At 65.3% G+C, this 25,514-nt stretch carries 17 protein-coding genes; 11 read left to right on the forward strand and 6 right to left on the reverse strand.

What is annotated here, in order from left to right; translation table 11 throughout:
- The first annotated feature begins 269 nt into the window (after positions 1-269).
- Together ACLJEU_RS19025 and ACLJEU_RS19030 are read left to right on the forward strand one after the other, a co-directional pair.
- Complete coding sequence (locus ACLJEU_RS19025) at positions 270-1,739, forward strand: DUF3300 domain-containing protein (RefSeq protein ID WP_414659925.1); 1,470 nt, start codon at positions 270-272, stop codon at positions 1,737-1,739.
- A 110-nt stretch (positions 1,740-1,849) separates the two neighbouring features.
- Positions 1,850-2,575 (forward strand): transposase, encoded by a 726-nt coding sequence (locus tag ACLJEU_RS19030; RefSeq protein ID WP_414659924.1) that lies wholly within the window; start codon positions 1,850-1,852, stop codon positions 2,573-2,575.
- A gap of 150 nt (positions 2,576-2,725) precedes the next feature.
- On the opposite strand, the gene ACLJEU_RS19035 is transcribed toward ACLJEU_RS19030, so the two are convergent.
- Positions 2,726-4,456 carry an HDOD domain-containing protein gene (locus ACLJEU_RS19035; RefSeq protein WP_414659923.1) on the reverse strand — a complete coding sequence of 577 codons (1,731 nt, stop codon included), beginning with the start codon at positions 4,454-4,456 and terminating at the stop codon, positions 2,726-2,728.
- A 212-nt stretch (positions 4,457-4,668) separates the two neighbouring features.
- Here ACLJEU_RS19035 and ACLJEU_RS19040 point away from each other — a divergent pair, with 212 nt between their 5' ends.
- On the forward strand, positions 4,669-7,347 hold the full coding sequence (locus tag ACLJEU_RS19040) for a DEAD/DEAH box helicase (RefSeq protein ID WP_414659922.1): 2,679 nt from the start codon (positions 4,669-4,671) through the stop codon (positions 7,345-7,347).
- Between the two features lie 158 nt (positions 7,348-7,505).
- On the opposite strand, the gene ACLJEU_RS19045 is transcribed toward ACLJEU_RS19040, so the two are convergent.
- Entirely contained in the window at positions 7,506-9,098 is a 1,593-nt protein-coding gene (locus ACLJEU_RS19045; protein ID WP_414659921.1) for a sulfatase family protein, read from the reverse strand.
- Positions 9,099-9,278: 180 nt separating this feature from the next.
- On the opposite strand from ACLJEU_RS19045, the gene ACLJEU_RS19050 reads away from it, so the two are divergent.
- The 4 genes from ACLJEU_RS19050 to ACLJEU_RS19065 all read left to right on the forward strand — a co-directional run bounded on the left by ACLJEU_RS19050 (position 9,279) and on the right by ACLJEU_RS19065 (position 14,619).
- Positions 9,279-11,945, forward strand: coding sequence for a glycoside hydrolase family 95 protein (locus tag ACLJEU_RS19050; protein ID WP_414659920.1), 2,667 nt, complete (start codon positions 9,279-9,281; stop codon positions 11,943-11,945).
- A gap of 131 nt (positions 11,946-12,076) precedes the next feature.
- Positions 12,077-13,354: an aminopeptidase P N-terminal domain-containing protein gene (locus ACLJEU_RS19055; RefSeq protein ID WP_414659919.1), complete on the forward strand. Its 1,278-nt coding sequence runs from the start codon at positions 12,077-12,079 to the stop codon at positions 13,352-13,354.
- A gap of 117 nt (positions 13,355-13,471) precedes the next feature.
- Positions 13,472-13,696 carry a hypothetical protein gene (locus ACLJEU_RS19060; protein WP_457795275.1) on the forward strand — a complete coding sequence of 75 codons (225 nt, stop codon included), beginning with the start codon at positions 13,472-13,474 and terminating at the stop codon, positions 13,694-13,696.
- A gap of 260 nt (positions 13,697-13,956) precedes the next feature.
- Complete coding sequence (locus ACLJEU_RS19065; RefSeq protein WP_414659917.1) at positions 13,957-14,619, forward strand: hypothetical protein; 663 nt, start codon at positions 13,957-13,959, stop codon at positions 14,617-14,619.
- Positions 14,620-14,813: 194 nt separating this feature from the next.
- On the opposite strand, the gene tatC is transcribed toward ACLJEU_RS19065, so the two are convergent.
- Positions 14,814-15,632 (reverse strand): twin-arginine translocase subunit TatC, encoded by an 819-nt coding sequence (gene tatC, locus ACLJEU_RS19070; RefSeq protein ID WP_414659916.1) that lies wholly within the window; start codon positions 15,630-15,632, stop codon positions 14,814-14,816.
- A gap of 330 nt (positions 15,633-15,962) precedes the next feature.
- Here tatC and ppdK point away from each other — a divergent pair, with 330 nt between their 5' ends.
- On the forward strand, positions 15,963-18,761 hold the full coding sequence (ppdK, locus tag ACLJEU_RS19075) for a pyruvate, phosphate dikinase (protein WP_414659915.1): 2,799 nt from the start codon (positions 15,963-15,965) through the stop codon (positions 18,759-18,761).
- Between the two features lie 250 nt (positions 18,762-19,011).
- Complete coding sequence (locus tag ACLJEU_RS19080; RefSeq protein WP_414659914.1) at positions 19,012-19,281, forward strand: hypothetical protein; 270 nt, start codon at positions 19,012-19,014, stop codon at positions 19,279-19,281.
- A 52-nt stretch (positions 19,282-19,333) separates the two neighbouring features.
- On the opposite strand, the gene ACLJEU_RS19085 is transcribed toward ACLJEU_RS19080, so the two are convergent.
- The 3 genes from ACLJEU_RS19085 to ACLJEU_RS19095 all read right to left on the reverse strand — a co-directional run bounded on the left by ACLJEU_RS19085 (position 19,334) and on the right by ACLJEU_RS19095 (position 22,401).
- On the reverse strand, positions 19,334-20,089 hold the full coding sequence (locus ACLJEU_RS19085) for a tRNA-uridine aminocarboxypropyltransferase (RefSeq protein WP_414659913.1): 756 nt from the start codon (positions 20,087-20,089) through the stop codon (positions 19,334-19,336).
- A gap of 117 nt (positions 20,090-20,206) precedes the next feature.
- On the reverse strand, positions 20,207-21,010 hold the full coding sequence (locus tag ACLJEU_RS19090; protein ID WP_414659912.1) for an SRPBCC domain-containing protein: 804 nt from the start codon (positions 21,008-21,010) through the stop codon (positions 20,207-20,209).
- A 143-nt stretch (positions 21,011-21,153) separates the two neighbouring features.
- Positions 21,154-22,401 carry an RNA polymerase sigma factor gene (locus tag ACLJEU_RS19095; protein WP_414659911.1) on the reverse strand — a complete coding sequence of 416 codons (1,248 nt, stop codon included), beginning with the start codon at positions 22,399-22,401 and terminating at the stop codon, positions 21,154-21,156.
- Positions 22,402-22,542: 141 nt separating this feature from the next.
- Here ACLJEU_RS19095 and ACLJEU_RS19100 point away from each other — a divergent pair, with 141 nt between their 5' ends.
- Both ACLJEU_RS19100 and ACLJEU_RS19105 read left to right on the forward strand, forming a co-directional pair.
- Entirely contained in the window at positions 22,543-23,583 is a 1,041-nt protein-coding gene (locus ACLJEU_RS19100; RefSeq protein WP_457795276.1) for an IS110 family RNA-guided transposase, read from the forward strand.
- A gap of 399 nt (positions 23,584-23,982) precedes the next feature.
- The gene (locus ACLJEU_RS19105) at positions 23,983-25,491 is read left to right on the forward strand and encodes a malate:quinone oxidoreductase (RefSeq protein WP_414664105.1); all 1,509 of its coding nucleotides are present in this window, start codon (positions 23,983-23,985) and stop codon (positions 25,489-25,491) included.
- Positions 25,492-25,514 lie beyond the last annotated feature (23 nt).

The raw sequence follows: 25,514 nt of genomic DNA on the forward strand, positions 1-25,514 counted from the left end.
CTCCGGTCTCTGCCTTTCGTGTGTTCCGTGTGTTTCGTGGTACCCTCTTCTGACTTGGTCTGTTTCCTGGTTTCCTGGCTTCTGAATTAATTTCTCCCCGATCGCTTCGTTTTGGAACCCGCGCAACCTGAGGGCGCTGAGCGACCTTCGTTTTGCTCGCCCGCAGGCGGCACTTTCCCTCGTGCGATCGGGTCAGAAGTGAATATTGCTGTGTGGGCACGCGTCGGAGCGTTGTCCCGCCTTTCGCAGCCCGCCGCCCCCCACCCACCATGAAAACCCTTCGCGCGTCACTTTTGCTGCTGCTGGTCGGTTTTCCCTTGGTGGCGCAGGAGGCCCCCACGCCGACCGTGCTGACCAACGACGTGGCCAATGCCCAGCGCACGCCGGAGGAGTTGGAACAAATGGTGGGGGCGATCGCGCTCTATCCGGATGCGTTGATCGCGTTGATCCTTCCCGCCTCGACCGTGCCCGCCGACATCGTGCTGGCGTCACGCCACGTGCGCGAAAATCCCGGCGACCGCTCGCAGATCGAGCACCGCGCCTGGGATGAAAGCGTGAAGTCGCTCACGAATTATCCCGAGGTGCTGGCCTGGATGGATGAAAATCTCCAGTGGACGAAGCAACTCGGCGAGGCGTTCGCCGCCCAGCCGGCCGACGTCATGCAGGCCATCCAACGCCTCCGGGCCAGGGCTCGCGCCGCGGGCACGCTGATCGACACGCCGCAGCAACAGGTGATCGCGGAGGCGCAGATCATCCGCATCGTGCCGGCGCAGCCGGATATCATTTACGTGCCGCAGTACGAACCGGACATCGTTTTCATCGAGCGTCCCGTTTATTATCCGCGCCCGTTCCTTACCTTCGGTTTCGGCGTGGCGGCAGGTTCCTGGCTCGCCTTCGACTGCGACTGGCGCCGCAACACGATCTGGGTGGGCGACCGTCATCGGCGGTGGAACGGTCACGACTGGCATCGCCCCGTTGTGCCGATCGCGCCGGCCAACACCTTCACCCGCGGCCCGGACGTGCGGCAATGGCGCCCGGCGCCCCACGTGACCCGGCCGCCCTTCAGCGTTGCGTCCAACTACCGGCCACAGGTCGTGCGCCCCGCGCCGTTCGGCGTCGTCTCGTCTTCCCGATCGTATCCGTATCAGTCTCCTGGATTCGACGGACGCCGGCGCGATTCAGCGCCCGTCGCGCCTCCGGCCGTGCCGTCCGGAGCGTCACGCTCCTTCGTGGTGAATCCCACCGTGGTGGCTGAAACCACGCCCACACCCGCGCCGTTGCCCCCGGCCACACCGAATCTTCAACCGTTGCCACAGGCGCGCCGGCAAGGCGGCAACCCTCCGCGTGAAGGCGACAGTCGCGCCCGCCCGTCGCACAACCCGACCGTAACCGGGGCGCCCGCCGCCCCGACCACCGTCGTCACGGCGCCGCCGGCCCCGACCGGCCTGCCGGCGGTACCCGCGGCCGCGCCGACGCCGGCGCGAACCTATACACGCTCCGGCCCGCCGGCCGGCCCGCGTTCGCCGGATCGGACTCCGCCTTCCGCCGGTGCGCGCAGTACCGAGCGTCCCGCTCCACCCGCGGCCAGTCGCGCCCCCGTCGTCACCGCGCCACCCGCCGCTGAACCCGCGGCCACGACACCCGCAGCAGCACCGGCCACCGCCCCCGCGCCAGCCTCGCGGGGCGACAGTCGCGGCAATCGCGGTGGCGATCGCCGGAACGATTCGAACGGCCGCTGAGCGCAAGCCCTCCGTTTGCCGGCAATCGACCTAGAAAGCCCCCGAGAACGGGGGTCGCAGACCGTCGAATCCGGATTGCCGCATGAATCTACGGATTGAATCTTAGCGGTATGTCGAGCCGCTTTGCCGAACACTCAGACAAACGGCACGGCGCGAGGGATGTAGGGGGAGCTTCTAGCTCCCTCTTCGAATCGCGGGAGCAGGATGCTCCCGCTACTCCGCCCGTTCGCGGCACGGTTTGGGAATTCTTCAATCCGCTTTCCGAAATCGAAATCCGCACCGGCGGAAATCTTCCTCACTGGGAACAGGCCTCAGTCTGGTATTTCGTCACCTTCCGCCTCGCCGACGCTCTGCCTCGCGACGTCGTGGAGAAAATCCGATTACAACGTAAACAGTGGCGACGGACTCACGACCTCCACCGCCTCTCGCGCGACGACCTCGCCGAATACCATCAGCTCTTCTCGGCACGTTACGAACAGCTGCTACACGCCGGCAGCGGCTCCTGCGTGCTTCGTGATCCCGTGTACGCGGACCTCGTGCGCGGCGCACTTCGTCACTTCGACGGCCAGCGCTACGTACTCGACGAGCATGTCGTCATGCCCAACCACGTGCATGTCCTCGTGAAGACCCTGGCTGGCTACGGGCTGGCGAACACCCTGCATTCCTGGAAATCCTACACGGCCAACCAACTCAACCGTCGCTTGGGGCGCACCGGCCCACTTTGGCAGCACGAATCCTACGACCACATTGTGCGCAGCGCGTCTGCGCTGGAGACCATCCGCCGCTACATCCGCGAGAACCCCAAAGTAGCGGGAGCTTCCAGCTCCCGTTCCTAACACGGCAGCACGATCGCCCGCTCGTCATGATTCGGAGCACCCTGCCCCCGATCCAAACTGCGGGAGCAAGATGCTCCCGCCACTCTTGAAGCGCGCGCTCACCCAAAGTAGCGGGAGCTTCCAGCTCCCGCATCGAATAGCCTCACCCGCTCACACCAACTCCGCCGCGCGCTGCGCGTGCGCGGGACGCCGGTCGCCGCGCTGGCCGGAGAGTTCGTTGCGCAATGTCAGGCAGAACGCGTGCGCCTGCACCTCGAACTTCCGCACGTCGAAACTGGGAAACAGCCGCGTCCGCAGCACGCTCCACGCGGGCGTGACATCAATCATGCCGCTGCCATGCGCGTTGGGATCGCCCGACCAGCCGATGTGCGCGTGCTGGCAGATGTGCCGCGCCACCGAGGTGATCGCAATGAGATCGAGATGCTCCGTTGCGAGCGCGGGCGCTTCCATCCAGCGAATCACCGTGGTGAATACAGCCGGGAGATGCTGGGTGCGTGCGAAATGCGCCGCGAGATCCTGCGTGGTGCAGCCGAGGTAGCGCCGTTCCGCCTCGATGCGGGGCACGTGATGCTCGCGCGCGTAACGCACGATGGCCTGGAACGCGAGCGGCTCGACCTTCATCAGCAGCAGCGTCCCGAGATCGTGCAGCAGTCCGGCGGTCGCAGCCTTGCCGACGAGAAAATCAAACTCGAGATAACGACAGACGAATTGCGCGACGCGGCCCACGGCGACCTGGAACATCCAGTAGCCGGTCCACGACATCGGCGGATAATCGAAATGCCGCTCCTCCACGACCGGCAGTGCGTGCACGATCGCCTGCAGCTTTTTTTCCCCCAGCAGACTGGTGGCCGTCCGCGGATCGTCGATCTCGCTCAGGTCGTCGTGCGCCAGCCGGTTCGTCGCGCAGAGGATCTGCGCGCACAGGCCGGGATCGTTGGCCACGAGATCCATCAGCTGCGTAATCGTCGAGGCGCGGCCATCGGCCAGCATCTGAAACGCCGCCGCCGAGGGGCCGACCACGGGACAGCCCGCGAGCTTGTCGATCTTGCGCGTGAGAGCCGCGGGATCGACGACCGGTCCCTGGACGTCGACATTGACGCTGTCCCAGCGCAGCCGCTCGTCCGCATCCTTGTCCGAGGCCCGGTGGGCTTCGTGCTCCAAGCCCGGCGGAACCTCGCCCGGGTTGAGTTGAAAGTACACCAGCTGGCTGGCGAATTCGAGCGGCTCGCCGCACTTTTCGAAGGCCATCCAGTTTGAGTTCAACGCCTGTTCACGCAGGTACGCGATCAGGTCGATGCCGGCCTTGATGCCAGCCTCCTTCGCGCCGGCCACGAGCGCCGCCATCTGATCAAACACGTCGTGGATGCGCCGGTTGTCCGCCCAGAGAGGAAACGTCCGCGCCGCCCGATCGAAACCCGCCATCACTTCGCGCCGGCGTTGCGCCAGGGCTTCGGGCGTAAGATCGAGCAGCGCACAGAACGACTTCGCCTCCTCGAAGTGCCGGTTCCGCCAGGGCTCCAGCACGGCCTTCGCGACCTCCGAGTGGATCACGTCATCGTTGTACGGCTTGACCAGGTAGTTTTGCACCCCGAGCCCGAGCACGCGCCGGATGAGGGTCGCGTCGTTCTCCGACGTGTACACGACCACCGGCAGGGGTTTGAAAAACCAGTCGTCACGCAGCCGCTGGAGAAACCGCACGCCGCCGCCGCCGGTGAGTTTCACCTCGAGGATCACGAGGTCGTACACCACGCCCGCGCGCAACATGCGCCAGGCATCGGTGGGATTCGTGGCCGACGACACCCGATGATTACCCCGCGCCAGGATACCGTGCATCGCACGCTCCGCCACGTCGCTTTCGTCGAGGAGGAGGATGTTGGCCATGGTGAGACGGCAATTTCGTCGCGCGCAGGAAGTGCGGCGACACGCCGGTTGTCTCCCCGTTGATCGGAGTCCGCAGGGCCCCCTGAAGCCCAACGCCGGCACGCCCGTGCGGAAGAACGGCTTAGGGGAGATTTTTTCGGGGCCCGCCCCGCAACACGCCGGCAGCGAGGCCGTGGATTGACTCCCCCCGCCGCCCCGGGCCCTTGTATCGAATGGTTTCGCTCGCGCCGCCGTCCGCTCCCCTCGCCCCGCTGTCCGCTCCGGGCGGCGGCCCGCCGGATGCCGACGCGATCCTGGAACGTTTCCTGGCCGTCATCGCCAGCCGTGGACTCGAGCTCTACCCGGAACAGGAGGAGGCCATCCTCGAGCTGCTCGCCGGTCACAACGTGATCCTCAACACGCCCACCGGCTCGGGCAAATCGCTCGTCGCCGCCGCATTTCACTTCAAGGCCCTCTGCGCCGGCGAACGCTCCGTCTACACCTGCCCGATCAAGGCGCTCGTGAACGAGAAGTTTCTCTCCCTGTGCCGCGACTTCGGGCCGGAGAACGTGGGCATGATGACCGGTGACGCCAGCGTGAACCCGCGCGCGCCGATCCTGTGCTGCACCGCCGAGATCCTCGCGAACATCGCGCTCCATCGCGGCGAGCACAGCGACATCCGTGCGGTGATCATGGACGAGTTTCACTACTACTCCGACGCCGAGCGCGGCTACGCGTGGCAGGTGCCGCTGCTGACGATGCCGCGCGCGCGGTTTCTCCTGATGTCTGCGACGCTGGGTGAAACGGCCTTCTTCGAAAAGGAACTCACACGGCTGACCGGCGTGGAGAGCGTCACGGTGCGCAGCGACCGGCGGCCGGTGCCCTTGGAATTTGAATACTCGGAGATGCCGCTGACGGAGCGCGTGGCCGAACTGCTCACGCTCAAGCGCGCGCCGATCTATCTCGTCTATTTCACGCAGCGTTCCGCGAGCGAGGCGGCGCAGGCGTTGATGAGCCTCAATATCTGCACCAAGGAGGAAAAGGCCGCGCTCCAGGCCGAACTCGAACGCGTGCGTTTCAGCAGTCCGTACGGCAAGGAAATGCGCCGCTGGCTGCGTCACGGCATCGGCGTGCATCACGCCGGCCTGCTGCCGAAGTACCGCATTCTCGTCGAGCAGCTCGCGCAAAAGGGACTGCTCAAACTCATCTGCGGGACCGACACCCTGGGCGTCGGCATCAACGTCCCGATCCGTACCGTCGTGTTCACGCAGCTCTGGAAATACGACGGCAAGAAGGCCGCGATTCTCAGCGTGCGCGACTTCCGCCAGATCTCCGGCCGCGCGGGTCGAAAAGGTTACGACGATCGCGGCTACGTCATCGTCCAGGCGCCCGACCACGTGATCGAAAACAAGCGCGCCGAGGAGAAGGCCGCGAACGATCCGAAGAAGAAAAAGAATCTCGTGAAGCAGCGCGCCCCGGAAGGATCCGTCGGCTGGGATCTCAAGACCTTCGAACGGTTGCGCACCGCGCCCACCGAGGAGCTGTCGTCGCGCTTCGATGTGTCCCACGGCATGCTGCTGCTCGTGCTCGGTCGCGACTCCGACGGCTGCCGCGCGATGCAGCGCCTGATCCGCGACTCGCACGAAACCGAGCACCGCAAGCGCGCGCTGCGCAAACGCGGCTGGCAGTTGTTTCGCGCGCTCGTCGACCGGAAGATCGTGGAGATTACGGGAGCGAAGGGAGCAGGTCTGACTTCGGAGACGGATGCAGGCGGGACGCCTGCGCTCCCGGGGGCGATCTCCGGCGCACTCCCGACTGATCGCACGCCCAAGCTGCGCGTGAATGTCGATCTGCAGGACGATTTCTCGCTGCATCAGGCACTCTCGCTTTATCTGATCGACACGCTGCCGCTGCTGAATCGCGAGTCGCCGGACTATCCGTTCGACGTGCTCACGCTGTGCGAGGCGATCGTCGAGGATCCGGAGGCGATCCTGCGCCGTCAGGTCGACAAGTTGAAAACCGACAAGGTTGAGGAGATGCGGGCGGCGGGTGCGAGCTACGACGAGCGGATGGAAAAGCTGGAGCAGATCGAGCACCCGAAACCGCTGCGCGAGTTTCTCTACGACACGTTCAACGCATTCGCCGCGGCGCATCCGTGGGTGGAGCAGGAGAACGTGCGGCCCAAGTCGATCGCGCGCGAGATGTTCGAGCGCTACATGTCGTTTGCCGATTACATCCGCGACTACGGGCTGCAGCGCGTCGAAGGCCTGTTGCTGCGCCACCTCTCGCAGGTGTGGAAAGTCCTCGCGCAAACCGTGCCGACGTCCGCCAAGACGGAACCGGTGATCGAGATGGAAGACTACTTCCGCGAACTGATCCGCGACATCGACTCGAGTTTGCTCGAGGAGTGGGAACGGCTGCGGAATCCGGACTTCGTGGCGACGGTCACCGATGGCGACAAGCCCGCGCGGCCGGCGACGTTCGACATCACGCGCGACGACGCCGCGTTCCGCCGGCTCGTGCGCACCGCGATCTTCGGCTTCCTGCAGGACGTCGCCGCGCGCGATTGGGAAAGCGCCGCGTCGCGCCTCGCGACCGGTGAAGCTGGCGGGGCCGTCGAAGGCGCTCCCGCTTCGCCCGAGGCCAAACGCATCGAGGCCGCGTTCAACGCCTACTTCGACGCCCGCACGCGCTTCCGGCTGGACCCCGAAGGTCGCTCGACGAAGCACACACACTGGAGCGCGGAAGCGACTGCCGGCCAGGCCGAGTGGACGATTGGCCAGGTGCTGATCGACACCACGGAACAGAACGACTGGGAAGTGACGTTCACCGTATCACTCCCCGCTTCACGCGCGGAAAATCGCGCAGTGGTGCGTTTCGACGGCGTGGCGGCGATTGGGGCCTCGGGGTGAAGAGGCTGGGAGCGTTACTGTGATCTTTTGGGACCGTGGGTGGGACCGCGACCGCCCTCGGTCGCATCGGCCGACAGCGACCGAGGGCGGTCGCGGTCCCAGGGAATCTTTCGTTCCAGGTAGTCTGCCATCCCAGGGTATCCGGTTCCCCACTCCCCTTACGGCAGAGCCTGCTTGCGCTTGCCGCCCTTCTTCGCGGCGTCGGGCGCCGGCGACTCGATCGACGAGAGTTGTTGCTTCGCCTCCTGCGCCTTGAGCCAGGTGTCGTAGGCCTTGTTGCGCGCGCCCACATAGCGATAGGTGTCGAAGATCGCGCCTTGGCCGAGCGCGCGCGGATCCTGCTCCTCCTTGAGCATCGTCATCATGCGCGAACGCATCGACTCCAGCGTGCCCGCGTAGGCGAGGTCGTGCGCGAGATTGTTCACGCCCTCGGGATCGCGGCGCAAATCGTAGAGCTCGTCGGGCAGCCGTTTGCCGAAGGACAACTCATAATAGTGCCCGCCGATTGCCTTCAGCAGTTCCTTCGACGGACTTGGATCGCAGTTGCCGAAATCAGTCTCCGGATTGCCGACTGGCCAGCGATCGGGATGGAAGTTGTGCACGTAGAGAAAGTCTTTCGTCCGCAGCGCGCGCACCGGATAGCCGAGATCATTGGGCCGGCCGAGGTCGTGACGCTCCTTGCCCACCAGCATCTCGGCGCGATTTTCGATCCAGCCCGAGTCCGGCGAGCGCAGGAGCTTCGCGAGGCTCTTTCCGGTCATCTGTGCGTGCGGCGCGAGGCCGGCCAGCTCCAGATAGGTCGGCGCGAAATCGCGCACGTTGATGAAATCCTGCACGACGCGGCCCGGCTTGATGCCCTTGCCCCAGCGCATCGCGAGCGGCAGCCGGAACCCATCCTCGTGAATCTGGCCCTTCACGTATGGGAACGGCATGCCGTGATCCGACGTTACGATCACGAGTGTGTTCTCGAGTTCGCCGCGCGCTTCGAGGCTCGCAAGCGCGCGGCCGATGTAGGCGTCAGCGTACTCCACCTCGATGGCGTAGTCCGCGAGATCGCCGCGCACGAGCGCGGTGTCCGGCAGATAACTGGGGACGGTCACATCGGCGAGTTTCTTGCCGAGGCGCACGCCGGAGTTGAGCTCGTAGGCACGATGCGGCTCCTGAAATCCCATCCAGAAACAGAACGGCTTGTCCTTCGGCCGCTGGTCGAGAAAGGCGTCGAAGTTCCGGCCGTAGTGATTGCGACCGATGCCCGACGCCGGCGGCTCGGCGCGATGTTCGTCGAAGCCCGGACCGGCCGGATTGCGCGTGCGCTTGGCGACGGTCTTGAAGTCGCCGGGCCCCCAGCCCTTGCCCGTCAAACCCACGGTGTAACCCGCGCGTTCGAGGAGATCGGGATACACTTCAAACCCCTCGGGAAACATGCCGCCGTGCGAGACCGCTTCCTTCAGTTGCCAGGTGTTGCGGCCGGTCAGGATCGTGGCGCGGCACGGACTGCACTTCGGATTCGAGGTGAACGCATTTTGAAACAGCACGCCCTCGCGCGCGACGCGATCGAAGTTCGGCGTCTTTACCCACGTCGATCCGTAAGCGCCGGCGTGCTGCCAGCCCCAGTCATCGAAGATGATGAAGAGAATGTTCGGCCGCGCGGAGTCGGCTGCGATGGCGCCGGGCAGCAGCCGCATCAGGACGACCAGTACGAAAAGCGGCAGCAGTTTCTGCCAGCGGGAACCAAGGGTGCGGGGTGTCATGGAAGAGTGGGTACAGCGAGGTGAGAGGGTCGGACGCGACGGTTCCGCGCATCGGAACGCAGGGTCGACGGCAAAGGAAGGCCACAGTGTGAGGTTCGACCGCGGCCCAGTTCAACGCTGGAAGTGGCCGGGATCGTGACTCGCCAGCGCCAGGCGCTTCCCTCCAGACTCTTTACCCCGATGCACCTTGTCCGTCGCTACCTCGCCCTGGGACTCTTCGCGGCCCTTCGTCTCCCTGCCGCCGACCTGCCGGCGGCCCTCACGCCCGGCCATACGTTGTGGTACGACCAGCCGGCGAAGAAATGGACCGACGCGCTGCCGATCGGCAACGGCCGCATCGGCGCAATGGTGCACGGTGGCATCGATCGCGAACGCCTGCAGCTGAACGAGGACACCCTTTACTCCGGCGAGCCGCCGGCCGATCTGCGCACGATCGACGTGCGCAGGGATTTCGATCACGTCACCGGCCTGCTGCGTTCCGGCCGGAACAGCGAAGCGGATGCCTATATCACGAAGCATTGGCTCGGCCGAAACCAGCAGTGCTACCAGCCGCTCGGTGATCTGGTCCTCGACTTCGCGGGCGCGGGCGCCTCGGGCGAGGTGCGCACCTATCGCCGCTGGCTCGACCTCGCCACCGCGACCTCGGGTACAAGCTACGAGCGCGGCGGCGTCCATTTCACGCGCGAGGTGTTTGCCAGCCAGCCTGACCAGGTGATTGTGATCCGACTCCGCGCCGATCGGGCCGGCGCGCTGGCAGTGCGGGCGACGTTCACGTCCCCGCATCCCACCGCCCGCCCGCAGGTGACGGGCGACGAGCTGGTGCTGCGCGGCCAGCTCCCCGGCTACGTGGCGCGGCGGCCGCTCAAGACCATCGAGCAGGCCGGCGAGCAATCCCGGTATCCGGAACTCTACGACGCCGCGCTGCAGCGCCGCCCGCAGGCCAAGCCGTACCAAGGCGACGACCGGAACGGCACCGTGCTCTACGGCGACGACATCGCCGGCCGGGGGATGCGTTTCGAGGCCCGGCTCGGCGTAAAGACCGACGGCAAAACCGTCCGCGATCAGGACGGCCTCCGGATCGAGGCTGCCAGCGAGATCACGCTGATCGTCGGCGCCGGCAGCAGCTTCAACGGCTTCGACCGCAGCCCCAGTCGCGACGGCCTCGATCCCGCGGTGCGCACGGGGCGCGAGGTGCGAGCTGCCGTGACACAGAGCGCCGCCGCGCTGCGGGAGCGCCACGTGCGGGACTACCAGGCGCTCTATGACCGCGTGAAGCTCCGCCTCGAAGGCGATCCGGCCAAGGAAACGCTGCCAACAGATCAGCGCATCGCCGCGTTTCGCGCCACCGGCGATCCGGGCCTGGCCGCGCTGTGTTTTCAATTTGGCCGCTACCTGATGATTGCGGGTTCGCGCGTCGGCACGCAGCCGCTGAATCTGCAGGGCCTGTGGAACGATCAGGTCATCCCGCCGTGGGCCTCGGGCTACACCATCAACATCAACGCGCAGATGAACTACTGGCCGGCGGAGGTCACGAATCTCTCCGAGTTGCACGAGCCGCTGTTCCGGATGCTGGGTGAAGTCAGCCAGACCGGCCAGCTCGCCGCCCGCACCATGTACCACGCGCGCGGCTGGGTCGCACACCACAACACCACGATCTGGCGCGATGCGTTTCCGGTCGATGGCCAGGCGCGCGCCGCGTTCTGGAACCTGGCGGCCGGATGGTTCAGCAGCCACCTGTGGGAGCGGTATCTGTTTACCGGAGACAGGACATTCCTGGCCGCCGAGGCGTACCCGTTGATGAAGGGCGCGGCGGAATTTTATGCGGACTGGCTGGTCGACGCCGGCAACGGGGAACTGGTGACACCGGTCAGCACGTCACCGGAGAACGCGTTCATCGGACCCGACAAAAAATCCGCGGCGGTGAGCGTCGGCTGCACCATGGATCTCGCCATCATCCGCGAGCTGTTCACGCGGACGATCGAGGCGGCGGAAGCGTTGCAGCGCGATCCGGCGCTGGTCGCCGAGTTGCGCGGAAAGCTCGCCAAACTCGCGCCGTACCGGATCGGAGCGCGCGGCCAGCTGCAGGAATGGCGGGAGGATTACGCCGAGGCGGAGCCGAAGCACCGGCACGTGTCGCACCTTTACGCGCTTCATCCCGGCAACCAGATCAACCCCGACACGACACCGGAGCTGTTCCAGGCGGTGGGCCGGACGCTGCAGTTGCGCGGCGACGAGGCGACGGGCTGGTCAATGGGCTGGAAGATCAACCTCTGGGCGCGCCTGCAGGACGGCGATCATGCGTACGCGATCATCCGCAATCTCTTCACGCTGGTCGGCACCTCCGAAACCAGCATGCGGGGCGGTGGCCTGTATCCGAATCTCTTTGACGCCCACCCGCCCTTTCAGATCGACGGCAACTTCGGCTACACTGCGGGTGTGGCGGAGATGCTGGTGCAAAGCCACGCCGGCGTCCTCCAGCTTCTCCCCGCCCTGCCCGCCGCATGGCCCGCCGGATCCGTCACCGGCCTGAAGGCGCGCGGCGGCTTCGAAGTCGACCTCGCGTGGGCCGGCGGCACGCTCACGCGCGCGGTCGTCCGCTCGAAGCTCGGCGGCAACCTGCGGCTGCGCACGCCGGCCGCAGTGCGAATCGAAACCACCGCCCCTGCCGGCCGCGTGGCCGTAGTACCGGCGCGCGACGCCAATTCGAATCCGTTTTTCCGGATCGTCGACGCCGGCAAGCCGGTGAGCATGCCAACGTCCACGCCCGGGACGCTGCGCGTGCCGGCGACGCACACGGTGGATGTGGCGACGGCCGCGGGTGACGCGCTCACAATCACACCGCAGTGATCGGTGGCCCCGGGAGCGCAGGCGTACCGACTGCATCCTAATCGAAAACAGCAGGCGGGACGCCTGCGCTCCCGGGGTGCTCGTCCGCATCGCGACTTGCGACCGCGACCCGGGGTCACAGTCTCCGGCGCATGAGCAGTTCCCTGTCCGCCCGTCGCTCCCGCCTCGCGGCGGCCCTCGCGCTCGACGACGCGCTCCTGGTGGTCGGCGCCGGTCACCCGGTTGCGCTGCCGGAAGGCAGCGATCAGACGTATCCGTTTCGGTCGCACGCGGAGTATTTCCATCTCACCGATCGCGAGTGCGCCGGTGGCGTCGTGGTGTTCGATCCGCGTGACGGGGTCGAGACCGGCTGGGTATCGTTCGTCCCGGCGGTGACCGAGGCCGAACGCGTTTGGGAAGGCCGCCGTCAGACCGAGGGCACCGATCTCAACGCCCTCGCCGGCTGGCTGGAGGCGCGGCGCGGCCGACCGATCGCGGGATTGGGCGCACCGCCGGTCGACCTCGCGATCGATGGCGCACTCTCCGCCCGGATACGCGAGGCGTTTAGCCACGCGCGACGGGTCAAGGACGAAGGGGAGATCGCACGGATCCGCGCGGCCGCGGCGGCCACGGCGGCGGGATTTGCGACCCTCGCACCGTTGATTCGGCCCGGGCAGAGCGAGCGGGCGCTGCAGATCGAACTCGAGGCCGGCTTCTTTCGCGCCGGTGCTTCGCGGCCAGGCTACGGCACGATCATCGGCAGCGGTCCGAACTCGGCCGTCCTGCATTTCGAGCCCAGCGAACGCCGGCTGCGCGACGGCGAGTTTGTCCTGGTCGACGCGGGAGCCGAGATCGACCGCTACATGGCCGACGTCACGCGAACCTACGTGGCGGGCACGCCGAGCGGGTTTCAACGCGACCTGTACGACGTGGTGCTCGGCGCCGAGGAACGGGCGATTGCGCGCTGTGTGCCGGGGGCCGAATGGAAGGCCCTGCACCTCGCGACGGCTGTGGACCTTGTGTCTGGCCTGGTGAGTCTCGGCGTCATGCGCGGACAGCCCGAGTCGCTCGTGGAACAGGAGGCGCACACGCTGTTTTTCCCTCATGGTGTCGGCCACATGGTCGGTCTCGGCGTGCGGGACGGCAGCGGGTTGCAGCCCGGGAGGCTCAAGGATCCCCGGCCCAGCCTGCGCACGCTGCGCATGGATCTGCCGCTCGCGGCCGGCTATGTCGTGACGATTGAGCCCGGTCTCTATTTCATTCCGCCGCTGCTCACGGATCCGGCGCGACGCGAACGCTTCCAGGCGTGCGTCAACTGGCCGCTGGTGGACCAGCATCTCGCGACGGGTGGCGTCCGCATCGAGGACAACATCCTCGTCACGAGCGGTTCGCCCGAGAACCTCACCCGCGCGATCCCGAAACGCTGGTAAGGTAACCGGCCTGGCTAACGCCACCGTGGTTTTATCCTAATGGCCCGCTGCGCCAGTGAAAAAACCATGGACATCCCGGGCCCGACCGTCTCTTTTCGGCCAATGGCCCAGCCGGAAATGAAGCACACGTCTCCCGTCAGTCTAGTTGTCGACGCCATCCTGGTCGTCGCCTTCTTCTTCTTCATCTACACGATTGTGTCGCCGCATGTGCCGTCGAACGATCCGAAGATGATCCTGCGTTGGGGCGGGCTCTGCGCCGCGTGCATGAGCGGCGTGTTCTGGCTGTGCGTGCAGATGTTTCGGGTGGTGCTGCGGTCCCAGCGCTCCGAGAGCCGAAAGTAAGTTTTCAGCGACCTTTTCCTTTTCCTTTTCCTCCAACGCGTGCCTGTCCGGCACGCGTTTTTTGTTTCAGGCGGATGAAAATTCGCGGTTCGGGCCCGTTCCGGCCGGATTCTTGCATCCTTGGAGTTGCCTCGCGCGTTTCTTCAATTACGGTGCGCCTCACTCACATGAATGCCGATCACCCATCGGATTCGCAGCCGAGCAGGAAGAGCCGGAGTGCTTGCTGCGGAGCATTCCTATTCGTCGCAGCGGGACTCTTTTTGACCGGCTGCGGAACCACCCATGTCGTCAAAGTCGATTCGCTCTCCAAGCCCAAGGCGGAGGACGCGATTTCCTACGAGATCAAGAACCGCAACCCGCTCGTCGCCGACGACTCGCTGCGCTACAAGGAAGCCGCCGGATTTGTGAAGACCGCGCTGTCCGGCAAGGGGATGTACGAGGCCCCGCCGAATACGAAAGCGGATGTGGTGGTCGATCTGGATTACGGCGTCGGTCCGCCGCAGATGAAAAAGGAGACCGTGTCCGAACCGGTCTACATCACCCTTCCCGGCCAGATTCGCACCGAGCGCGTGCAGGTCGGCACCGATTCTCAGGGCCGGCCGATTTATCAAACCGTGACGGTGCAGGATCCACCGACGACGGAGTTTGCCGGCTTCCGCGAATACATCGTGACCGTGACGGTCTACGAAAAATACCTGAAGCTGTCGGCGCGGGAAAACAAGGAGGCCGCCGAGGGCCGGCCGCAGCAGGAAGTCTGGACCGTCGACGTGACCAGCGAGGGTGAGAGTCGCGACATTCGCAAAAACCTGCCGGTGCTCGTGGCTGCGAGCATCGAGTACATCGGCAAGGACTCGCAGGGCCAGAAGACGATTCGCATCAAGGATTCCTCGAGCGACATCGCCTTCGTGAAAAAAGGCATGTGAGGTCGTTGGACATCGGCCGTGGCTACGAGCGCCAGCGAGGGGTGGTTCGGCCACTCGCTGGCGCTCGTAGCCACGAATGAGTGATGTTTCCCATCCCTAGCTCTTCTCCTTAACCGCATTCAATAGGTCGAGGGGCGTGGAACGGACGGTGCAACGACACCGTCCGGTTGGCAGAACCTCAACCGTCGACCGGCTTACAGCTTCCGCGCGGCGCGTTTCTTCTCGATGCGGGCCGAGACCAGGATGGCGATTTCGTAGAGCGCGTAGAGCGGCGCGGCGAAAACGGTCTGGGTGATCGGATCGGGCGTCGGCGTGACGATCGCCGCGATGATGAAAATGACGACGATCGCGTGGCGGCGGTACTTTCGCAGAAACGCTGTCGTCATGATGCCGAGCCACACCAGCAGGACGATCACGAGCGGAAACTCGAACACGCCGCCGGCGCCGACCACGAGCCAGGTCAGGGTGCTGAAGTAATTGCCTGCGGTCCACCGGTTCTCGAGGTCGAACGCGATCATGAGCTCCGTCGAAATTCGAATCGTGCTCGGCATCAGCAGGAAGAAACTGAAGCACGCGCCGATGAGAAAGAGGATCAGCGCCGCGATGCACATCGGCAGCACGGCCTTCATTTCCCGCTCGGTCAGCGCCGGCGCCACAAACTGTCCGACAAAAAACAGGATGAACGGCGCCGCGAGCGTCAGCCCGCCGAACACGCACATCTGGATGACCATGTTGAACACCTCCATGATGGAGAGCGTGCCCAGCTTGGTATCCATGTTCGGATAATCCTTGGCCACATGGTGGAGCGGCCACAGGAGCGCCTGGTTGAACTCCACGGCGAAATAGCCGATCAGCACGGCGAACACCACGAACACCGCGAGGCTCTTGACGATCGTGCCGCGCAGCTCGTCGAGGTGCTCCCAGAAGCCCATGGCCTTCTCACGGGGAGACGGCGGAGGATTCACCTCGGCAGGCGTATACGGATCGTCGGGATGTGCGTTTTGGTCGCTCACTGAACGTAGGGAGACGGCATGGTGGGAAGATTTTTCCAAAACGGAAGCGCGATGTGGCGCTCTCTGCCGCAATGGGCGCATGTCAGTTTCTCGCACGATGCGCCGCCCTTGTAGGGGCGCGCCTCGTGCGCGCCCGCGGGCGTGGTCAAGCCACGCCCCTACAGCTGCAAAAAAGATGAGAGGCGCCGGGCCGCACCCCCGAGTCGGCCGGATTTGCGCCGTTCTTGCCGGGGCGCGCCTGCATCGTTGACAGCCCCTCGTCCCATTCTATTGCCTCTCGCCTTTCGCGCGCCCGCGCTTCGTTCGTTTTTTCACTCAAACCACCCTCACATGGCCGTAAAATCCAAAGCCAAGAAACCCGCCGCGAAGGCGAAAGCCTCGCCTGCCACGAAATCCGCCGCAAAGGGCACCAAATACGTCTACACGTGGGGCGCCGGTCGCGCCGACGGTGACGGCTCGATGAAACCCCTGCTAGGCGGCAAGGGCGCGAATCTCGCCGAGATGACGCGCATCGGTCTGCCCGTGCCTCCGGGCTTCACGGTCACGACCGAAGTCTGCACTTATTTCTACGCCAACAAGAAGACGTATCCGGCTTCGCTGCAGGCCCAGATGGAGGCCGGCATGGCCAACATGGAGAAGATCATGGGCACGAAGTTCGGCGCCACCGAGGGCATGCCGCTGCTCGTCGCTGTTCGCTCCGGCGCCCGTGACTCGATGCCGGGCATGATGGACACGATCCTCAACCTCGGCCTCAACGACAAGTCCGTGCTCGCGCTCAGCCAGGCCACGAAGAACGAGCGCTTTGCCTGGGACTGTTACCGTCGGTTCATCCAGATGTACGGCGACGTCGTCCTCGGAGTGCAAAAGCGGGAAAACGAAGATCACGAGCCGTTCGAGACTGCGATCCACGAATTCAAGCACGAGGTTTACCACGCGGACGTCGAAGACTCGAAGCTGACCGCGGCCGATCAGCAGGAACTCGTGAAGCGCTTCAAGGCGCTCGTGAAAGAGCGCACCGGGAAGTCCTTTCCGGACAATCCTTGGGACCAGCTGCGCGGCGCGGCCGGCGCGGTCTTCGGTTCCTGGATGAACGATCGGGCGAATGTTTATCGCCGCAAGTACAACATCCCGACCGAGTGGGGCACCGCGGTCAACGTGCAGGCGATGGTGTTCGGCAACACGGGCGACACGTCCGGTTCCGGCGTGGCCTTCACCCGCAATCCGGCCAACGGCACGGATGAGTTCTACGGTGAATTCCTGATCAACGCGCAGGGTGAAGACGTCGTCGCCGGCGTCCGCACGCCCGAGCCCGTCCTCAAGCTGAAGGACCAGATGCCGAAGTCGTACGCCGAACTGCTCAAGGTTCGCGCGACGCTCGAGAAGCACTTCAAGGACGTTCAGGACATCGAGTTCACGATCCAGGAAGGCAAGCTGTTCATGCTCCAGACGCGCAACGGCAAGCGCACCGCCGCCGCCGCGTTGAAGTTCTCCATCGATATGGTGAAGGAGAAGCTCATCGACTGGCAGACCGCGATTCTTCGCAATCCGGCCGACCAGCTCGAGCAGTTGCTCGCCCCGATCTTCGATCTCAACGAGGTCAAGAAGGCCACGGTCATCGCGACCGGCCTCCCCGCGGGTCCGGGCGCCGCTACCGGCAAGATTTATTTCAATGCCGATCGTTCCGTGCAGGCCGCCGAGAAGGGCGAGAAGGTCCTGCTCGTCCGCGTCGAGACCTCACCCGAGGATCTGCGCGGCATGATCGCGGCGGAAGGCATTCTCACCGCCCGCGGTGGTGTGTCCTCCCACGCCGCGCTCGTCGCCCGTCAGATGGGCAAGGTCTGCGTGTGCGGCGCCGCCGCCGTGCACATCGACTACGAGGCCAAGACCGCGACGATCGCCGGCCAGACGTTCAAGGAAGGCGACTTCCTCTCGATCGACGGCACGTCGGGCACGGTGTACGCCGGCCAGATCAAGACCGCTCCCTCTGAAATCATCGCGGGCCTCCTCCACGGCGACAAAGCCGCGCAGGCCACCGAGAAGTTCAAGAACTACGCGCAGCTGATGAAGTGGTGCTCGCAGGCCACGAAGCTGTCGGTCCGCACCAACGCCGACACGCCCGAGCAGACGCAGAACGCGATCGCGTTCGGCGCCGTCGGCATCGGTCTCACCCGCACGGAGCACATGTTCTTCGAAGGCGATCGCATCGACGCCATGCGCGAGATGATCCTCGCCGACTCGCTCGAGGCCCGGCAGACGGCGCTCGCGAAACTTCTCCCCTACCAGCGCGACGACTTCTTCGGCATCTTCAAGGCGCTGAAAGGATTCCCGGCGACGATTCGTTTCCTCGATCCGCCGTTGCACGAGTTCCTCCCGCACGCGAAGGAGCAGCAGGCTGACCTCGCGCGGAAGCTCGGCATTCCGGTCGAGAAGATCATGTCGCGGGTGCACGAACTCCACGAGTTCAACCCGATGCTCGGTTTCCGCGGCTGCCGTCTCGGCATCCGTTATCCGGAAATCACCGCGATGCAGGCGCGCGCCGTGTTCGAGGCTGCCGCTGACGCGAACAAGCAGGGCTTCAAGGCCAAGCCGGAAATCATGATCCCGCTCGTCGGCTTCAAGAAGGAACTCGATCTCCAGGTGGAGCTCGTGCACTCCGTCGCGAAGGCCGTGCAGGCCGAGAAGAAGACGAAGATCGCGTACAGCGTCGGCACCATGATCGAGATCCCGCGCGGCGCGCTCACCGCCGACGAGATCGCCGAGACGGCCGAGTTCTTCAGCTTCGGCACGAACGATCTCACGCAGACCTGCCTCGGCATGTCGCGCGATGACTCGGGCTCGTTCCTCCCCGCCTACGCGGAGAGCGAAATCGTGAAGAAGAATCCGTTCGCCTCGATCGATCAGACCGGTGTGGGCCAGCTGATGCAGATCGCGATCACGAAGGGCCGCAGCAAGCGGCCCGACATCAAGCTCGGTATCTGCGGCGAGCACGGTGGCGATCCGGACTCGGTGAAGTTCTGTCACAAGATCGGCCTGAGCTACGTGTCCTGCTCGCCGTATCGCGTGCCGGTGGCCCGCCTCGCGGCCGCCCAGGCGGCGGTCAGCGATCTGATGGCGGCGAAGAAGAAGTAACGCGCCCCGACCGGGAGCGCTGTCGCTCCCGGATTCGAACCTTCCCAAACCCCGCGCTGCAAAGCGCGGGGTTTTTTTGTGCGCACGCGGCGCGGTGAAGAAAAACGTCCCGGGAAAAATTCGAAACAACGGCCCGATCATCGGGTCCACGAATCCCGGGTCACTCGGGACCCGCTCCCTGTTCGTCGCCGCAACCCCCGGCGATGAACCCGCGCCACTGTCGCGCCGTACACACCTGTCGCCCATTTTCATGAACCACCACCTGTCCCCCCTCGAACGTCTCGTTGCCCTGGCCGCGGAAGCAGAATCAATCCTGGCGCGGGGTTTCGCATCCCACGACATTCGTCATGCCTGCGCGCTTGCCCGTGGGTATCTTGAGCTGGCCCGTCAGTACGGCGAACCGCTCAGGGCCGAGGACGTGGATCGGGTGATGGATCGGATGCGTTCCGCGCTGGCCGAACTTCAACCCAGTCAGGACGGCGGCGACAATTTCGGTCCGCTGGAGCGCCAGCACGGTTAGCGCGGCCGACCGTCAACGCGTCAGGCCGAGGAACGGCCACGACGCCAGACGCTCAGGCCGGTCGCGCGGCGTTCGGTGGGGTCGACGCGATTTGCGTCGATACCGGAAAGATCCGTCGTCGTTTCGACGCTGGTCGCGTCGGGTCCGTCGTCTCCCCGGGTTGAACGCGGCGCACGTGCCGGCGAATCCCCTGGCGCGCGGTTTCAGCCGCGCAACGCAGTTGGACGTCCTGCATGCGTTGAAACAGGTCGAGCAGTTGCTCGGGCAGCGGATACTGATCCAGACCGGAGCGTTCGAGGACGAGCAGCAGTTCATGCGTCGCCTCCAGCGTTGAAAGGCAGCCGGGCTCCGGTTGCTGCTTGATCACATAACGGCTCGGGGCCGCATTCGAAAACATGATCCGCGGGAGATGATGGAGACTCGGACTCGTGCGCCACATCGCGCGGACGAGCCGCCAAGTGGCGTCGAGCAGGAACACCACGAGCCGGCGCCCGGCCATGTCGGCTTGGCGCAGCTCGCCCTTCGAGAGATCGAGCGCGCCCCGCGTCGGATACAGCATGACCGGAAAATTCCCCGGGTCGTGAATCAGGGCCTGCACCGCCTCGTTCTGATCGAAACCGATTCCGACATGAAGCTCGCTCTCGGCCAGACAGAGATGCGTAAGCCGGCCGGTGGCCGCTTTCACCCGCTTGAACTCATAGGGGTGCATGAGGAACACGAATTTCGTGCGCGTCGTCATGGGCGTGATCGAGCCGCACCAGCACAGTGGCTTCGGCCAGAAACAACGGTAACACATTTCGCGACTCATGAGCCGGGCACGTTTGCGACCTTGCTGCCGGTTGACCAGAGGCAAAATTTTCCGGGTGCGGGAGCGGCATGCTCACTCCCGATCCCCGGCTGGGAAATCCGCCCGACCCGATCCGGTTCACGCCCGGACGAGCGCCGCGAGCCGATCGAGATTCTGTTCGTTGCCGGGTTCGACGATCGGGCGAACCGCCTCCGCCACCGCGGGATCATCGAAGACGTGATCCCAGATGACGAGCGTGCCGGCCGCGGTGCGTTCGAGTGAAATCGTGAGCACAAACTTCGGCGCCGAGACATGGTGAATCACCACCTGGCGGTCGCGCACGATGGGGCCGAACACCGACTCGTTGCGATACTGCCGGCCGTCGGGACCGTTCATGGTGAAGACCCACTTTCCATCGGGCTTGAACTCAAACTGTTCGAACGTGTTCGTGAAACCATTCGGGCCCCACCACCGGGCAAGGCGGGACGGATCCTGGATGGCGGCGAAGACCTGCGCGGGAGACACGGGGAGTTCACGCGTCGTATGAAACGTGCTCGCGACCCGGCGCCGCGCCGCGCTCTGTCGCACGATCTCGCTCAGGTCGGCAGCTGGGCGGATCTCCCACGGCCCGATCTTCACGCCGGGATGTTTCGAGATGAGGTCGACGGCGTGGTTCAGATCGCGGGCCTCGAGGATGAGAATGCCGCCGATCTGCTCCTTGGTTTCGGCGAAGGGACCGTCGGTGACGACCACCTGTCCGTTGGTGACGCGCAGCGTCATGGCGGTCACCGCCGGCTGCAGGGCCTCGCCTCCGGTGAAGTGGCCGTTGGCCCGGAGGTATTCGTCGTAGCCGAAGCAGTTGTCCATCATCGCCACTTGTTCGGCTTCCGGCAGGGCGGCGAACGCAGTGGCATTATAGTAACCGAGGCAGATGTATTTCATGGTGGTGAAGGATAAATGGGCGGGGCCCGGATGTGAGCTCCGTTCGCTTACTAATCGAACGAGCACCGCCGAATTCGACATGAAGGTGAAAAAATCCGCGTCGCGTGCAGCGGGAGCTGCGCCACGGACTCAACGCGCCGACGCTATTCGAGTTCACGGAGCCGTTTCTCGAGAAAGCGCCGCTCCGGCTCCGACTTGGCCAGCGCGTAGGCCTGCGCGTAGGCGGCCCGGGCCTCCGCCCTGCGTCCAAGGCGGCGGTGGAGATCGGCGCGCGCCGCGTGCAGGAGGTGATAGTCACGCAATTCACCCCTCGCGACGATCGCATCAATCAGGGCGAGACCGGCCACCGGGCCCTCGTGCATGGCCACGGCGGCGGCCCGGTTGAGCGCGATGACGGGCGACGGCTGCATCGCCAGCAGCGCGGCATACAGCGCGCAAATTTGACGCCAGTCAGTCGCCTCCGGGGTGCTGGCCTCGGCGTGGACGGCGGCGATCGCCGCCTGCAGCGTAAAGGGCCCGAAGCGGCGCGTCGCGAGTGCGCGCTCCACCAGCGCGATGCCTTCACTGATGAAGGCACGGTTCCAAGTGGAACGATCCTGATGCTCGAGCAGCACGATCTCGCCCCCGGCGCTGACGCGGGAGAGCCGGCGGGCTTCATGCAGCAGCATGAGCGCGAGCAAGCCGACGACCTCCGGGTCCGGCAGCAGCTCGAGCATGACGCGACCGAGGCGGATGGCTTCAGCGGACAGCTCCACCCGCGTGAGCCTCGGTCCCGACGAGGCAGCATAGCCCTCGTTGAAAAGCAGATAGACCACGGTCAACACCGCGCCGAGGCGCACCGGCAGTTCCGCAACTGAGGGCACTTGGAACGGGATGTTTTCATCTCGAATCCTGGCCTTCGCGCGAACGATGCGCTGGGCCATCGCAGGTGGGGACGAGAGAAAGGCGCGCGCAATCTCCTCCGTGGTGAGTCCGCACACTTCGCGCAGCGTGAGCGCCGCGCGGCTGTCGGGCGCAAGGACGGGATGGCAGCAGGTGAAGATGAGCCTGAGTTGATCATCAGGCAGTTCGTCGTCCGCGGACGGGCGAACGGGCGCGCTGCCATGCAACACCGCGGCGATGTCAGCGTGGGAAGCCTCGAGCCGCGTGCGGCGGCGCAACGCATCGATGCCTTTGAAACGGCCGGCCGAGATCAGCCACGCGCGCGGATTCGCCGGAAGTCCTTCGACCGGCCAGCGGTGGAGGGCGGCGCTGAAGGCGTCGTGCATCGCGTCCTCGGCGAGCGCAAAGTCGCCCAGCAGACGGATGAGGGTCGCGAGGATGCGGCCGGACTCCGTGCGGTAAACGGCGTCGAGGCGGGCGCGAACGTCGACCGGCTGTGGCTGGGACATGCAGGAAAACGAGAACAGCTGAACTCGACCGCGCGCGGCAAGCGCAACACGCATCGACATGAAAGATGACATGGGGCGGACAAGCGGGGCGCGAAGCGCCAGGCTGTCCGAGCTATGACATCAGAACCTGATATCCAGACAGTGACCGGCGCTCGCGCCGGAGTAATCAAGCTCGGGTTGGACGTTCATTCCAGCTCGATTGTAGTGGTCAGACAGATCGACGCGCAGGTTTCGCAGCCGGCGCAGCATCTTAGTCCCGAACAACTGCCAGCGTTCATGCGACGACAACTGGTGCGAGCGGAGGCCGTGTATAGTTGTTATGAGGCCGGACCGTTCGGTTACACGCTACATCGGCAGCTCACGGCTTTGGGCGTGCACAATCTCGTGGTACGCCCCCGCGACTGGAGCACGTATGGTGAGCGAGTAAAGACCGACAGCCGTGACGCCGCAGCGCTCTGTTCATGCTTGGATCGTTATCTAGCGGGCAATCGCGGCGCGCTGGCGGTCGTGCGAGTACCGAGTGAAGCGGAAGAAGCGGCCCGGGCGATTGGCCGACAGCGCCAGAGCTTGGCGCGAGAGCGAGTGCGTCTGATCCTGCAGGGCAAGAGCGCCGCACTGTTGCGCGGCCTGCGCCTGTCGAAAGATTGGTGGGCGCCGAAGGTTCTCCCGACGCTGGCGTTGCCGGACGAGTTGCTCGCACAACTAGTGATCTGGCAGCGCGTGTTGTTATGCATCGATGCCGAGCTACAAGCGTTGACCGTGCGCTTGCAGCAGGCCGCGCCCACGGGTTTGCCACTGGGATTGGGCCCGATGACTTGGGAACTGATCACTCGGGAAGTGGGCGACTGGCACCGTTTCCGCAACCGTCGCCAAGTGGCGAGCTATACCGGTTTGTGTCCAAGCGAACACTCCTCCGGCCAGTCGCGCTTGCAGGGCTCGATCAGCCGGCACGGTAATCCACGGTTGCGTCACTTGTTGATTGAAGCGGCTTGGCGCCTGTTTCAGTTCCAACCGGACTATCACGCGATCGTCAAATGGCACACCGCGCTCACGGCTCTGCGGTTAAGTAGCGCCCGCAAGAAAAAGATCGTCGTCGCGATTGCCCGTCAGCTCGCGGTCGACCTATGGCGACTGGGCACCGGTCGCACCACCGCAGCCGCGCTCGGACTGCAAACCAACTAGACTTTGGAGCGGCGGGCCGCCCGCACTGACCCCTGGGTGTGCTTTGCCACGCCCGTGCTTAAAGATGGGGCGGCCCGTCACTCCTTCGCGCCGACTTGAATCGATCATGATGCGCTGCGCCTATGGCGCACGCGCGGATAGCAGGCTAAGGCCCGGTCGCCGACCGACGCCGTTCGCGAAGGAGCCGCTTCATTCACTCCCATGCTCCCAATCTACAAACCGCCTTGAAGAACGCTTGACCTCGTTTTTCCCATAGCAGGGGTCAGGCTGTTGCACGTTGCAGTGACGCCCGGCGTCTGCGCGGACGGATTCAAATCCGCCCGGATGCAACGTGCAACAGCCTGACCCCTTACGCGCGCGTTGCGCAGCGATCGGCTACGCGTTCTCATACTGGTTCCCATGCATTCCCCTGTCCCCGACGTCGTGCTGATCGGCGGCGGCATCATGTCCGCGCACGTCGGGGTGATGCTGAAGCGACTGGATCCTCGACTCGCCATCGTCGTTTACGAGGCCGCCCCCGATCTTGCGCGCGAAAGCTCTGACGGCTGGAACAACGCCGGCACCGGCCACGCCGGCCTCTGCGAACTCAACTATACGCCGCCGCCTGTGGTCGCCGGCGCGCCCGTGGACGTCACCAAGGCCGTCGACATCTTCGCGCGCTTCGAGCAGTCACGGCAGTTCTGGAGTTACGCCGTCACCCATGGCCTCGCTCCGAGTCCGGCCGAATGGATTCGCGCGGTACCGCACCTGAGCTTCGTCCGCGGTGCATCGCCCGTGGCTTTTCTGCGCGCCCGTCACGCCGCGCTGAAGGCGCATCCGTTCTTTCGCTCGATGGAATTCACCGCCGACCGCGACGCTCTACGCCGCTGGGCCCCGCTTCTGATCGACGGACGAGCCGACGGGCCCGTCGCCGCCACCCGGATCGATGCCGGCACGGACGTGAATTTCGGCGAACTCTCGCGCCGGCTGCTCGCGTGGCTCGGCGTGCAGGACGGCTGCCGCGTCTTCACCGGACACCGTGTCACCGGGCTGCGCCGGGCGGCCGGCGAGTGGGACCTCACCGTGCGTCACGTCGATTCGAGCAACTCACATCCGGTCCGCGCCCGCTTCGTTTTCATCGGTGCCGGCGGCGGCACGATTCCGCTGCTTCGGGCCACCGGACTTTCCGTCGCCCACGGGCTCGGTGCCTTCCCGATCGCGGGCCAGTGGCTCATCTGCGACGAGCCGGACATCGTCGCCCGGCACTTCGGCAAGGTCTACGGCCCGCCCCCGCCAGACTCCGGCGCGCTCGGTGGCCCCCACCTCGACGTTCGCCATCTGCACGGTCGGCGCGTGCTGCTGTTTGGGCCCTTCGCCACGTGGACCACAAAATTCCTCCACCGCACCGGTCGCCTTACCGACCTGCCACGTTCAATTCGCGCGGACAACCTAGGCACGCTGCTGCGCACGGGAGCGCACAATGTCGTCCTTACGCGCTTCCTGATAAAACAGGCGTTTCAGAGCATGGCGGACCGTCTGCGCGCCCTCCGGGAATTTTATCCCGAGGCCCGTGACGCCGACTGGCGTCTCATCGACGCGGGCATTCGGGTTCAGGCATTGAAACGAGCCGACGCCGGCCGGCTCCATTTTGGCACCGAGGTCGTCACGGCTCCTGATGGCACGCTCGCCGCACTCCTGGGGGCTTCGCCCGGAGCGTCGGTCTCGACCAACATCGCGCTGCAGGTCATCCAAACTTGTTTTGCGCAAAAACTCCGCGCGCCCGACGGTCACTCGCGGATGAAAGCGATGATCCCTACGTTCGACACCGACCTCGGCCTCCCCGCCGCCGCGGCCAGCTACGCCGGGCGGTCCGCAGCGATTGACGATCTGCTCCAGTTGCGTCCGCGCCTCTCTGCGACGGGCAGCTAGGTTCTGGCGCGACGAGATAAAGT

The organism is Terrisphaera buseokensis, assembly GCF_047521145.2.
Taxonomy (GTDB): Bacteria; Verrucomicrobiota; Verrucomicrobiia; order Opitutales; family Opitutaceae; genus ER46.